Here is a 13,365-nt window from a genome sequence, read left to right as displayed (position 1 = left end):
TCACGGCCGTCCAGAAAGCCGACATCGCTTTTAAACTGATGATGCAGATCAGAAATAAACTCATTCAGGCATACCAGGAGATTCAGAATATTCGCGTTTAATAATATCATCAGTAGAGTTAACGACAACCCCGGAGACTTGGCGGCGTTGCAGGCGAAGTAGGCTGCATCATTTTCCAAGATCAGGTGTCCAGGGATGGACTTTCTGAACACGACATGGCAGCAATTGCGGGATCTCTTCCTCGGCATGACGCCGGGGATGCGGGTGACCACGGCGCTGCTTTTTGCCGCCGTGATCATCAGCCTGGGATTTCTCGTCTCCTATTCGCACACCGGGGGCTCTGTTTACTTGATGAATGGGGCTCATTTCTCGCCGAACGATCTGCCGGCAATGGAAGCGGCATTTGCCGCCAAAGGGCTCAACGATTATCGGATTGAAGGCACCCGCATCAGAGTTCCGCAGGGCAAGCAGGACAAATATATGGCCGCCCTGGCGGAGGGTAATGCTCTTCCTTATAACTATCTGGATATTCTCGAAAAAACTATTAAGGAATCTTCTGCTTTTGAGCCGCGTTACAAATTAGAAGAACGGACGAAAATCGCCCTCCAAAAGGAACTGTCACGCGTCATCAGTCAGATGGCCGGCGTCCAGGATGCCGTGGTGATGTTCTCTCGCACCAACCAGGGAGGCCTGCGGCGGGAGACCGTCACCACAGCCTCCGTCGCGATTAAACCCATCGGAGGGCAGGAGCTGTCCGATCAGGTTATTCGATCTATTCGTTACTATGTGGCTAAAAGTATAGGCGGTCTGAAACCGGAAGATGTTGTTGTCACCAATATGGACACAGGGGCAAATTACTATGCCCTCGATGATCAGCCTCTGCAGGCAGCAGAAGGAACGTATGCCCTGAAGCGCTCCTGGGAACAGTACTTTGCAGAAAAGGTGAAAACGGCTCTGGGATACGTACCCGGTGTACTTGTGAGCTGCAACGTGGAGCTGGACCCCACAAAGTACCAGCGTCAGGAGCAGGTAAAACTTGACCCCAAAGCAATAGCTGTTGACGTGACGGAGACGACAAAAACACGCCAGGCAACCTCGGACGGCGGAGGTCGCGTCGGCTATGTGGCCCAGGGTAATACACCGCGATCACTCAACTCTGCGTCCACCAGTCCCAGCGAGACCGAGGAAGAGACACAGCGCACAGAACGCAACTCGGTGGGCCAGACGGTGATCCAGCAAGAAACGGCGGGACTGCTTCCGAAACGCGTGACAGTCTCAGTCGCTATCCCTGCCAGTTATTTTAGACGAATATGGGAACAGCAGAATAGTTCTAATAATACAAACCAGCAAGGGCCCACAGCACAGGACCTGGACAAAATTAGAACAGAAGAACTCAATAAAATTCGGACACATATTGCGACCCTTCTGCCACCGGTCGAGGGGGTGAGCGATCCGACGCAGTTGGTCACCGTGACTGACTTTGTGGACATGCCCTCGAGCCCTCCTCCCCAGCCTTCGATGACCGAGCAGACCCTGGAGTTTGTTCGCCAGTACTGGCCGACGCTCGGATTGATGGCCCTGGTGCTTGTGAGCCTGATCGTGCTGCGCTCCACTGTCCGACAGCCGGCGCAGCCTGTCCCGGGGAGCACAATTGTCATTCCTGAAACACCGGCAACCGCGGAAACGGCTGAATCCAGCGGAGCTGAGACGGAAACACGACCGAAACGCCGGGCGGCTACCGGCACGCGGTCACTCCGTGAAGAGGTCGCCGAACTTGTTGCGGAAGATCCCGAAACGGCCGCCAACATCCTCAAAGCATGGATCGGTAATCCCGTGTAGCGAATCACCATCTGCAAAGTATGTCAATGATTAACACAAAAGGTATTCGTAAAGCCGCAATCTTTATTGACTGTTTGGAGCCGGAGGCGGCAGACCGACTACTGGAGCGGCTGCCCCCTGAATATGCCCAGCAGGTGCGGAACACCTGGATGGCACTGGGGAGAATATCTACCGAAGAAAGAGAGCAGGTTATTCGGGAATTTCTCAACCAGGCCGACGATTCAAAAATCTCAATCCAGGAATTAACGGTGCAGAAGCCGCCGGAACGGGAAAAGCCGGTTTCTTCAAACACAAGCCAGGAACCGAAGACGGGGGAAACGCCCTTTCGAATACTCCAGGATGCCGAGGCGGATAAACTCGCCAGCATCCTTGCCGGAGAACGTGCGCCCACGATTGCCCTGGTCCTTGCGCACCTGGCTCCGGCTCAGGCCGGGGCGGTCCTTGTGCGGTTTCCGCGGGAGAAACAGGTGGAGATCGTGCGCTGCCTTCTGGAATTAGAAGAGACCGATCCCGACATTCTCCGCGAAATAGACAAGGCGCTTCAGGAAAAGTTGGCACAAATCAGTAGTGTATCGCGCCGCCGCGTCGCGGGATTAACGACCATCACCGGTATGGTCGAACACTGCAGAGGTGGAATTGCCGACCAGGTACTGCAGACGCTCTACACGGTTGCCCCTGAGGTTGCCGAACAACTGGCACCGCTGCCGCCTGTCGATTTTAATCAGTTTATTCGTTTTGACGATGTGTCTCTGGGATTGATATTCGAGCAGGCTCCGCCGGAGGTTGCGGTGCTGGCACTTTGGGGGGCGCCGCTTGGTCTTTTGGAACGCGTTCTGAAAGAGATTTCGCCATGGAAAGCGAAGGCGATTCGATCCCAACTGGCTGAATTGGGGCCGGTACGGCTTCGCGATGTGGAGGAAGCTCGAAAGAGACTCGGAGACTTGGCCTGCAGACTTGCCATCACCGGCAAAATCCGGCTGCCTGTCGGCATTGCCGCACGGAGGACACAACCAGCACAAACGAGTGATACCTCGCACGAGGAGGTGGGCCACTTTGTGAGAATGGTCGAATAATATTGCGGCAAAGAATACCCACGATCTCCCTCATTTGATGACCAATATATGACAACGAAACACGGTTCAACGGTGATTAAAGCTGAGAACGCGAGTCTGGCGGCTCGGGCAACCCCGTTTAACTTCGAAGATATGGCCGAGCGGGCCAAGCGGTATCTGGACGAGGTACGCCGCCAGGCCACGCAGATTGTGACCGAAGCGAAACGGGAAGCCGAAACGATCAAAGTTAAAGCAGAAGAGGAAGGAAAGAGAAAGGGATTTCAAAATACAGAGCAAATTATTCGTCAGGAACTTGAAAAAAAACTGACCAGCCTGATGCCTGCGTTGAAAGCGGCGGTCAATCAGATCAGCGAGGCACGCCATGATTTACTGCGCGAATGGGAACGTAATCTGCTGGCGCTGGCGGCGGCGATCGCGGCACGAATGGCGCGCCAGACGATGGAAAAGACACCGGAGGTGATGCTGCCTCTGATGAGGGAGGCCATTCAGCTCGCCGCAGCATCACCGACGATGCGAATTCGATTGAATCCGGCCGATTGGGAAGCCCTGAAGCCGCAGATAGAGAGGCTGGTTCGAGAACTGGCTCCGGTGGCGCAGGCAGAGATTACGGCGGATGCCTCGATAAGTCGTGGCGGGTGCCGTGTTGAAACGCAGTTTGGCGTCATCGATGAACAACTGGAAGTTCAAGCCAAACGAATTGTCGAGGAACTGGCAGGTCATAAATAAACAAGCGGGATTGCGAAAACACCACTATCGGCATGAATAACATTGTCACATATTTAGATAAGATACTACCCGCGGAAATACAGGGGACGGTGGTACAAAGCGTGGGCGTAAGTATCACCGCACAGGGCTTTCCCGTGCCGGTGGGATCGCTCGCGGAAATTGAGGTGGACCATGGCCGAAAGGTGATGGCCGAGGTTATCGGATTCAAGAACGATGCCACAATTTTATTCCCGCTGGGGAATAAGGAAGGAATTCGCCGGGGAGCGTCGGTGCGTCTATGCCGGACAGTGAGATGGTTGCCGGTTGGCGAAGAGTTACTCGGCCGGGTGGTCGATGCTCAGGGACATCCCATTGATGGTAAGCCGACGCCTCTTTTAAGGGACCGCGTTCTTTACGAGCAGGCGCCTCCTCACCCATGCGAGCGGCCCAGGATCAACGAAGTGCTCAGTACAGGCGTGAGAGCCATCGATGGGCTGTTGACGTGTGGGAAGGGCCAGCGTCTTGGGATTTTCTCCGCGGCGGGAGTGGGGAAGAGTGTCCTGCTCGGCATGATGGCCCGATATACAGCGGCGGATGTGATTGTTGTGGGGCTTGTGGGCGAACGGGGCAGGGAAGTCAACGACTTTATTGAGCGCGATCTGGGGGAGGAAGGACTAAAAAAGAGTATCGTCGTTGTGGCGACCAGCGCTGAACCCGCTATTTTAAGGGTTCAGGCTGCATATACAGCTTCGGCGATTGCCGAATATTTTCGCGACCAGGGTAAAGATGTCCTTCTTCTTATAGATTCGTTGACACGCTTTGCCCTGGCCCAGCGTGAAATCGGACTGGCCGCCGGCGAGCCTCCCACGACCCGGGGTTATCCTCCCAGCGTCTTTGCCTTGTTGCCGAGGCTCGTGGAGCGAGCCGGGCGGAGTGCTCGCGGGACGATCACGGCGTTTTACACGGTTCTCGTAGAGGGGGACGATCTGGACGAACCCGTCGCCGATTCCGTGCGCGGTTTACTGGATGGGCATATAGTACTATCACGGCGTCTTGCCGGTCGGGGGCATTTCCCAGCGATTGATGTTTTACAGAGTCTCAGTCGGCTTATGCCGGATATTGTTGATCCGGCCCATAATCGCGCGGCCATGCGAATACGGGAACTGTTGGGGCTCTATCGTGACCATGAAGACGTCATCACACTTGGCGTTTATCGCCGCGGCAGCCACCCGGGCGTCGATCGGGCGATCCAATTTCGCGATAACATCGACGCCTTTTTGCGGCAGGACGTGAACCAGCGGGCGACCTACGAGGAAGCCCGTGGAGCACTGCTGCACCTGGCAGAACAGATTGAAAACTGGAAGTCCGACCAGCAACCCGGTAGCCAGCGCCGGGATATAGAACGACCGACCGTGGGAGCGGTGTCACCACGTCCGTGAATATTCAGAGCATAAACGAGTATGGCTCAATTTCAGTTTCGCCTTGAAAGTGTCCTGAAAATTCGCGAACGAGAACGCGATAATCGACGCCTGGAACTGCTTCAGGCAATTTCCGCGGAGGAAATCCTGCTTGAACAGGCAAAGTTGCTTGATGCCCGGCAGAAGCGACTTCAGGAAGACCTGCGAGCTGCCACGCGTGCGGGTCTTCTGGATGTTGATCAGGTGCTGGCATATCGTCGCTATGAGCTGATCCTGGCGGCACAGCAGGACGAACTTGTTCGACAATTAAAAGCGATAAGAGAGGAAATTGAAAGACGACGTGCAGCACTGCTGGAGGCGAATCGAGCACTGCGAGTGCTGGAGCTTTTGCGGGATAAGCAGCGCGAACGGTTTCGGAAAAACGCGGTGAAAAATGAATTGAAGCAGATGGACGAGCTGGCCAACCGACAGTCATCCGTCGAAGGTGACGCATGGGCAGAATGTTAGATGGAATATTGTCGGCCGCCCTTTATTTCTTTGCGGCGATGGCCATTGGTGCACTGTGTATCGCAGGGCATCTTTGGTTTGCGTGGGGGTTAACTCCCGCAAAGGTTCGCCGCGGGCTGGCCGCCATGCGCGGTGAACAACAGGCTGTCGAGGGCTCCAGTGCAAAACTGTCACAAAACCCGGAACCACAGGAGGAACCATCCTACGAGGCGATTCTCCAGCAAAGGACATTGGAGTACCGGGATATTGAACTAAAAAACAAAATGCTGATTACCTATAAAGACGAAATAGAGAATGTCAAACGACGGGTCGATTATAAAGAAAAGATCGTTGCCGAAAAAGAGAAGAAACTGGAAACCCTGATCGCCCAAACGCGGCAAGAAGCGGAAGACGCCGGATTGGAGACCGTTCGTCGGACACTGGAGTCGTTGCGGCCTGCGCAGGCCAAGGAATTGATTACCGAAATGTTGAGTCGCAATGAGCTGGATGACGTGGTGCGGTTGTTGCAGGGGATGAACGACTCCAAAAGAGCACGCATCATCGGGGAGTTTCGCACACCACAAGAGGCGGAGCAGATTGCGGAGGTCCTTCGGCGATTACGGGAGGGCGGAGCTTTGGGCGAGAGTGTGACAGCGCCTGAGCAGTCACCATCCGTAGCAGGTACGGGGCCGACAGGAACACCCTGACACGTAACCGCGACATTTGGACGCCGGTGCACGGTGCGGCTATTTGATTGAAAAACAGCCGAGCGCTGGAAGAGTGTATTTATTGAATAACCTTGTATCATCATGTCTAACCAGTAGTTAAAGCATAACAATGGCAACGGGAATCGACAACCCCGATATTCTGGCTGTTTTGGGACTAAGAGGAAGTCCCCGCGATTACGCCGGTTCGGAGATGGGGGCAAAACCAACAGGTAGTTCATTTCAGGATGTACTCAATCAACAAGCGGTAAAACAGTCGGAGCAAAATACATCAAACGGCGGTCGGGAAGCGGCGGCAAGCAAAGCGGAGACAGCCAGAGAACCTTCCCGTACTGATGGAGGTTCCACCGAGCGAACGGGCCGGTCAGAGCCGGCAACCTCTCAGGGAGAAGAGAAAGGTGGGGCTTCCAAAAAAGACTCAGTCTCCGGGCAGAGCGAGAAAACACGCAGTACAAAGGGAAATCGACTACCTTCAGGCCGGCGGAACGACAAAGTAATACGGGAAAAAAGGGAGGGGGAGATCGGAGCCGAGGCAGAGGAAGAAAATAGAGAAGAGGAAGTTGTTGAGCCACAATGTCGCGGATGTGTGGGGCAACTCCCGAGTGTGCCTCAGGCGACCACTGATAGTGTGATGGGCGATTTCCAGGTGGTCGAAGCGGCAGGCGCGGGCGAGGACCGCGCCGAGCCAGCGCTGTTGGGCGAGGGCGGCAAGGCGCAAAGATCCGGGCAGACACGGCCGAAAATCACGGACGTCAGTCCACCGTCGAGCCGAGCGTCATCCACAGGCCTGGAACAAAATAATCCAAAGACCGTCCATCAAAAACAGGAGTCAGAATCGGCATCGGCGTTGAGCCTTCCAGATAAATTCATTGTGACTAACTCAACAGAGAAAACTGTCGATGCCGACAGAGAAACGACAATCCGCGCGAATAAGAAAACTCGTTCAACTAGCGGTCTCGATCACGGACAAAATCCCGGGCAAACGAGGACGGTTCCCGCGGAGGCGGATTCGGCGGGGGCAGGAAAGCTCCCGGCCGTCTCCGGACCTGAATCAAAATTGATAGAGGAGATTAAAACGAAAAAAAACGTCCGCAAAGAGAGCGAAACAAGGGACGCGGGAGAACGAGTCACAGCGTGGAATAATGAAGCGGGCGAAACCGCTCGTATGAAAGGGCGCCCGGCGTCAACGCCCTCACTGGAGCAGAGTTCCAGCCCGGGGCGGGAACCGCTGCACCTCTCGCAGCACGACAGGGTCGAGTTGGTTCAGCGCGTCCTCCATGCCGTGCGACTTGCACGCATGCGAGACGGCGAACTCCGGTTGCGGCTCCATCCTCCGGAACTGGGTGCTCTCAGGGTGGAGCTCCGCGTAGAAGGTGGAGCGCTCATTGCGCGGCTGGAAGCGGAATCGTCGGCAGCCCGGGATTTACTGATGGAAAATCTGCCCGATCTGCGGCAGAGGCTCGCCGAGCACCGCGTGAGAATTGAACGCTTCGACGTGACGCTGATGTCGCAATCGAACTCGGGAGGAGGGGGGCAGCAGCACGCGGCGTCCCCCCATACTCCCCGTCCTTCCGGTACGCGGTGGACCGGGCAGGCCAGGGGCACCACCGACGACCAGGAGCATTCACCACGAGGAGCGCGACCGATTAATAGTCTTTTTGATGTTATCGCCTGAAAATAACAGGCCGTGAATGGACTCATGATAGTCCCCGATAGGAGAGCAGGATAGAACTGATGATCACGACGCCGACCACAATTAAAGGCCAGGTGGGACCACAGAATCCGAATGGCACCGACGCGTTTAAAAATCTCGATTTAAACGCGTTCCTGGCCATGATGATTGCCGAGCTTCAAAATCAGGATCCCATGAATCCCATGGATAATGCTCAGCTTTTGCAGCAGGTCAGTCAGATTCGGGAAATTGAATCGAACATGCGGCTGGTGAGCACGCTGGAATCACTGGCCAAAGCACAAAATATCACGGGCGGTGCAATTTTGATCGGAAAGCAGATCAAGGGGCTCGATGCACAGGGAAACTCTGTATCGGGAAAAGTAGACAGGGTGGCCATGGAAGGACAGGACCTGTTTCTCTATGTTGGTGATAGCAAAGTTCCCATAAAAAATGTCACGGAAGTAAGTCAGGAAGGGAACACCGTGGATATAAACTGATTTTCTTCGGCCATGGTACGTCTGATAAACCATTTAAATATTCGATAGGATCCTTCCGATATGGGAAGCCAGAGGGAAGGGACTGAACGCGCTGACAGGAATCAGGCTTTATAGAGAAGGGTGACACGGCTATGGGTCTGGCGTCTGCTTTGACAACCGCTTTAACCGGCCTCACGGCAGCCGAAACAACGATCGATGTGGTCGGCAACAACCTGGCCAATGCCAACACGGTCGGGTTCAAGGCGTCGTCGGCGTCGTTTGCGACGCAGTTTCTTCAGACCCTGGCACTGGGTGCGATGCCGACGGCGGACTCCGGCGGCACCAATCCGCGGCAGATCGGCCTGGGGACAATGGTGGCCGATATCACCCCCAACTTTAATCAGGGGACGATCGAAGTCAGTTCCAATCCAACCGACATCGCCATTCAGGGCGATGGCTTCTTCATTGTGGAAGGTCAGCAGAACGAAAGGCTCTATACGCGCAACGGTATATTCAAGCTTAATTCGCAGAATCAACTGGTCACGATTACGGGCAATCGTGTGCTGGGCTACGGGATCGACGAGAATTTCCAGGTTCAGGAAACCGATCTCCAGCCGATCACGATTCCAATCGGTTCCGAGGCTGTGGCGAAAGCGACGGAGAATGTTTATCTGGAGGGAACCCTGTCGCCAACCGGCGATATCGCGACCACTGCGTCGCGGATCCAAACGCCCATCCTGGGAGACGGGAGGTACAGCCGACCGGAAGACCGCCTGACCCCTGGTTATTCGCCGGAACCGAATGTGAGCAGTGTGATCCCGAACAGCCAGAGTGCCGGAGGCGGACTGGTCCCCGGAACCACGTACGAGTACCGAATTGTTTTTGCGCACGGGCAGTATATTCCTGGACCACCCCAGCCGCCTCCGGCCATGAGCGAGGGGATGTACTCGAGTATCATCTCGGCTACCGTGGGAGCGGGCGATGATGCTCTCGAGCTCACCAATCTGCCGACCGATCCAACGGGGAAATACGACTATATCCGGATTTACCGGCGCACGGCGGGTGATACGGATTTCAAATACGTGGATGAGATTCCTATGGGGACCGCCACGTATCTGGATACAAAGGCCGACGCGGCCCTCGGTCCGGTGATGGACACCACTCTTTTAAGTGGGAATTTTACTTATTATGTGGCCTTTGAGAAAGACGGGCGAATCAGCCGACCAGGCCCAATCAGCGACCCTATCAACGTGTTGAACGGACGTGTTGTGTTGAGTAATCTCCCCACGGGTGATCCTGCCGAATGGAACAATCGGTATATTTATCGATATTCACCAACGGATACTCAGTATCATCTCGTGGCGATTGTCAACGGTGTCACCGATCCGAACGTGGTGTTGACCGACTCCATGTCGGACGCGGAGTTGCTCACAAAGCCCGTTCTGGACATGGACGGGCCCAAGATTATACCCTCCACGAAGCTGGTGGACGTTCTCCGACGCGACGGCTCAACCTACGAGCATGTGTTTCAAGAAGGAGTTCTGGAGTTTTCCGGTATTAAAGGTGGCCGAACCCTTGATAAAAAACAGTTGACGATTACCAGCTCCACAACCGTGCAGGACCTCATCGACTTCATGGTGCAGGCGATGGGCATCCAGGTGCCCACCGATGACCCCTCGAATCCAATCCCGAAGTCGCCTCCGCCGGATCCTCCGGCCGAACCGCAAACGAGCCCAGGCGGGCTGGTGAGCGTGGACGGACGAATCATTCTTACGGGAAATAACGGAAAAGACAATGCCATTGATATTGGAATGTCGGGGATGCTGTTGCGATTTCCGGACGGCGTGACGACGACCGTCAATCTCCCCTGGACAACCATCCAGCAGGCGGTGGGAGAAAGTGCGGTGACCGACTTTCTCGTCTATGACTCGCTGGGAATACCCATTCGTGTTCGATTAACCGCAGTGTTAGAAGCCCGGGATAGTACCAAAACAGTCTATCGTTGGTTTGCCGATTCTCCGGACAACGATCCCATATCGGGGGCCGATATTTCCGTAGGGACCGGTCTGATCTATTTTGACGGTGAGGGGAATTTTATCTCCGCGACCAATAACAAGATTTCTATCGAGCGGCGGCACGTGTCGGCACGATCACCGCTGGAGTTTGCGCTGGATTTCAGCAAAATTTCCGGCCTGGCGGCGAAAAACAGCACGTTGATGGTATCCCGCCAGGATGGGTCGGCTCCCGGCGTGCTGACGAGCTTTATCATCGGCGAGGACGGGCTGATCCGGGGGGTCTTTTCCAACGGCGTGACGCGAGATTTGGGGCAGATTCGCCTGGCACGCTTTGCAAACCCGGCCGGACTGGTTCAACGGGGTCAAAACCTGTATGCGGAAGGGGTGAATTCGGGACTTCCCGTACTGGGCAACCCCGGCGAGCAGGGCATCGGAACTCTGGTGGCGGGGGCTGTGGAACTTTCCAACACGGACATCGGTGCAAGCCTGATCGACCTGATTCTGGCCTCCAGCATGTATCGGGGAAACACGCGTGTCATCAGTACCGCGCAGCAAATGCTTGACGAATTGCTGTCGCTGCGACGTTGATTTTGGCAGGAGGTAAGCTATGGTATGTCGAGCGGCTGGGATCTCGCGCCCATGATCCCGGCCGTTCCTGGCATTTACTGATCCCTGGAAGAGATGGAACGCAGAGCGATCGAACGTTGCCTGCTCAAAGGGTTTCTGAAGACCACAGAGCCGGTCGTCCGCAGGCTGATGGCCACGAGTCGGGATGGTGGGTGCCGAAACGCCATCACAAGAGTAAATCCGGATGGAATTTTGTTATGATTCGTTTAACGCGACTAAGTGGCGAACCATTTATTCTCAATGCCGATCTGATTTGCTATGTCGAAGAACGTCCGGATACATATATCACCTTGACGACGGGCGAACGCGTGGTCGTACGGGAATCGATGGATGAGGTCCTGCGACGCGCGGTCGCTTATCAGCAGGCCAAATACTGGCTTCCTCCGCACAGGCCCGCGAATAGTCATTCCGGTGACACTGCGAAGGAGGTGTCCTGAATATGGATATTGCGTCTGTCATCGGAATTCTGGGAGGTTTTCTGCTGATTGTGGTGTCGATCGCGATAGCGCCTGGTGCCTCCGCCAAGGCGTTTATCGACTATCCTTCTATTATGATGGTGGTGGGGGGTGCCATCGCGGCCTTGCTCACGTCTATGCCGTTGCGGGATGTATTGAAAATCGGTGGGGTCATAAAAAAAGTTTTTTTTAATAAAAGTGATGACGTCTCGGCGCTGATCCAGCAGATTGTCTCACTCGCAGAGACGGCGCGTCGCGACGGACTTCTGGCGCTGGAGAATCGTCTTCCGGAAATTTCTGACCCGTTTATCGTGCTCGGGGTACAGATGGCTGTGGACGGTACCCGGCCGGAAGTCATGGAGGATATTCTCCGCACGGAAATGGACGCTGTGGCGGCACGGCACCAGACTGGAAAGCTTCTCTTCGATCAGATCGGGAAATTCGCGCCGGCTTTTGGCATGATCGGAACTCTAGTCGGACTGATCATCATGCTGGGGAATATGAGTGATCCCAACGCGATCGGACCGGGAATGGCTGTGGCCCTCCTGACCACGCTGTACGGGGCGATTGTGGCCAACGTGGTGGCCCTCCCCATGGCGGAAAAGCTCGGGCATCTTTCCCGCGAGGAACAAATACGCATGGAAATCGTCGTCCGTGGAATTATGGCCATTCAAGCGGGGGAAAACCCGCGGGTTATCGAGCAGAAGCTCCGAACATTCGTGCCGCCCAAGGCCAGAAAACAGCAGGACCAGAAAAAGGCGGCATGATCTGGCCATGGCAGATCCATTGAAGTCTGAAGGTAGCCAGCATGGGACGATTGAAGCAGGAGTCCTCAGGTGGAGGCGGTGGGGCACCGGAATGGGTGCTCACCTACGGCGATATGATGTCGCTCCTGCTGACGTTCTTCATCATGCTGGCGGCTTTGAGCGAGGTGAAAAAGGAGGACCAATTCGAAGCCCTCGCGGAAGCACTGCGACGACGGTTCGGAAAATACGTGTCCCTCGATGAGCTGGCTCTCTACTACAAGCCGACGGTGGCCACTCCTCTTAAATCGGTGAGTGAAGGCCGGGAAAAGCTGGCCAAGACTCTGGAAGGGGCGAGCAAGGTGAAAGGACCTCGCGGTCGGGAAGCGAAGGTCCGGTCGATCCGGCCGGGGGATGAAGCGACGACGGGTGGGGTCGTGTTCTTTGAGGAGGGGACCGATCAACCGCTTCCGGGATTCGACGAGTCGCTCAAAAAAATTGCCGAGTCCCTGGCAGGTAAACCGCAAAAGATCGAGATCCGCGGTCATACCTCAGCCAGACCGCTGCCGCCGGGATCTCCTTTTCACACCCATTGGGATTTGGCGTATGCCGAGTGTCTTCGGGTGATGGAAAAGCTCGTGGAACTGGGGATTGAACCGGAACGGATTCGGATCTCGGTCGCCGCCGCCAACGAACCGCTCTACACCGATCCGGACCCGGAGAAGCGGAAGCAGAATGCCCGGGTGGAGATAGCACTCCTCAACGAGCTGACGACGGGTGGTAGCATTTTCCCCTCAAAGGGAGGGTGATTTCTTTCGAGCACTCGCGCCATCTTGTTGGTTGTTCGTCTTGTCTTGTCATCTCATCGCATCTCGCCCTGCCCATTTGTATTCTATAGTTTCATTAAGAAGCCCAGTCTTCTCCGTTGACTTTCAGCGGGATGAGAAGGGCATCTCGTCGAGCAAATTCTGTTCGTTTTGTGGAGTCTTTCGCCATTGACGATGGGAGACTTTTCTATGGCAGGCGTCGCGGAAAATGCTGCAAAAAAGGAGCAAAATGATCAACAAACTGCTGGTCAGGCCGGACATCACGGGGCGATTCGCCTCAAGCTGGCTGGTTTCATCGTGGGGT

13 protein-coding genes are annotated in these 13,365 nt (G+C 55.4%); all 13 read left to right on the top strand.

Annotation, left to right across the window (positions count from 1 at the left end; translation table 11 throughout):
* Positions 1–101, top strand: a 101-nt coding sequence (locus tag H5U08_RS02030; protein ID WP_297029603.1) for a flagellar hook-basal body complex protein FliE, incomplete at its 5' end; no start/stop codon positions are given.
* 94 nt (positions 102–195) lie between these two features.
* Positions 196–1,839, top strand: coding sequence for a hypothetical protein (locus H5U08_RS02025; RefSeq protein ID WP_297029601.1), 1,644 nt, complete (start codon positions 196–198; stop codon positions 1,837–1,839).
* A 26-nt stretch (positions 1,840–1,865) separates the two neighbouring features.
* Positions 1,866–2,912: a FliG C-terminal domain-containing protein gene (locus H5U08_RS02020; RefSeq protein WP_297029599.1), complete on the top strand. Its 1,047-nt coding sequence runs from the start codon at positions 1,866–1,868 to the stop codon at positions 2,910–2,912.
* Positions 2,913–3,044: 132 nt separating this feature from the next.
* The gene (locus H5U08_RS02015) at positions 3,045–3,638 is read left to right on the top strand and encodes a FliH/SctL family protein (RefSeq protein ID WP_297029597.1); all 594 of its coding nucleotides are present in this window, start codon (positions 3,045–3,047) and stop codon (positions 3,636–3,638) included.
* 32 nt (positions 3,639–3,670) lie between these two features.
* On the top strand, positions 3,671–5,056 hold the full coding sequence (locus H5U08_RS02010) for a FliI/YscN family ATPase (RefSeq protein WP_297029595.1): 1,386 nt from the start codon (positions 3,671–3,673) through the stop codon (positions 5,054–5,056).
* A gap of 21 nt (positions 5,057–5,077) precedes the next feature.
* The gene (gene fliJ, locus H5U08_RS02005) at positions 5,078–5,542 is read left to right on the top strand and encodes a flagellar export protein FliJ (protein ID WP_297029593.1); all 465 of its coding nucleotides are present in this window, start codon (positions 5,078–5,080) and stop codon (positions 5,540–5,542) included.
* Positions 5,527–6,228 carry a hypothetical protein gene (locus tag H5U08_RS02000; RefSeq protein ID WP_297029591.1) on the top strand — a complete coding sequence of 234 codons (702 nt, stop codon included), beginning with the start codon at positions 5,527–5,529 and terminating at the stop codon, positions 6,226–6,228. The genes fliJ and H5U08_RS02000 overlap by 16 nt, the downstream gene beginning before the upstream one ends.
* Before the next feature lie 130 nt (positions 6,229–6,358).
* The gene (locus H5U08_RS01995) at positions 6,359–7,921 is read left to right on the top strand and encodes a flagellar hook-length control protein FliK (protein ID WP_297029590.1); all 1,563 of its coding nucleotides are present in this window, start codon (positions 6,359–6,361) and stop codon (positions 7,919–7,921) included.
* 59 nt (positions 7,922–7,980) lie between these two features.
* Positions 7,981–8,415 (top strand): flagellar hook capping FlgD N-terminal domain-containing protein, encoded by a 435-nt coding sequence (locus H5U08_RS01990; RefSeq protein ID WP_297029588.1) that lies wholly within the window; start codon positions 7,981–7,983, stop codon positions 8,413–8,415.
* A 131-nt stretch (positions 8,416–8,546) separates the two neighbouring features.
* Positions 8,547–10,997, top strand: a complete 2,451-nt coding sequence (locus H5U08_RS01985; protein ID WP_297029587.1) for a flagellar hook-basal body complex protein — start codon at positions 8,547–8,549, stop codon at positions 10,995–10,997.
* Positions 10,998–11,233: 236 nt separating this feature from the next.
* Positions 11,234–11,473 (top strand): flagellar FlbD family protein, encoded by a 240-nt coding sequence (locus H5U08_RS01980; protein WP_297029585.1) that lies wholly within the window; start codon positions 11,234–11,236, stop codon positions 11,471–11,473.
* Positions 11,474–11,475: 2 nt separating this feature from the next.
* Positions 11,476–12,258: a MotA/TolQ/ExbB proton channel family protein gene (locus H5U08_RS01975; protein ID WP_297029583.1), complete on the top strand. Its 783-nt coding sequence runs from the start codon at positions 11,476–11,478 to the stop codon at positions 12,256–12,258.
* A 41-nt stretch (positions 12,259–12,299) separates the two neighbouring features.
* Complete coding sequence (locus H5U08_RS01970) at positions 12,300–13,043, top strand: flagellar motor protein MotB (protein WP_297029581.1); 744 nt, start codon at positions 12,300–12,302, stop codon at positions 13,041–13,043.
* Positions 13,044–13,365: the final 322 nt, after the last annotated feature.

The sequence above is a fragment of the Thermogutta sp. genome (genome assembly GCF_014359955.1).
In the GTDB taxonomy this organism is placed as follows: domain Bacteria; phylum Planctomycetota; class Planctomycetia; order Pirellulales; family Thermoguttaceae; genus Thermogutta.
This window is presented reverse-complemented; position numbering and strand designations above follow the sequence as displayed.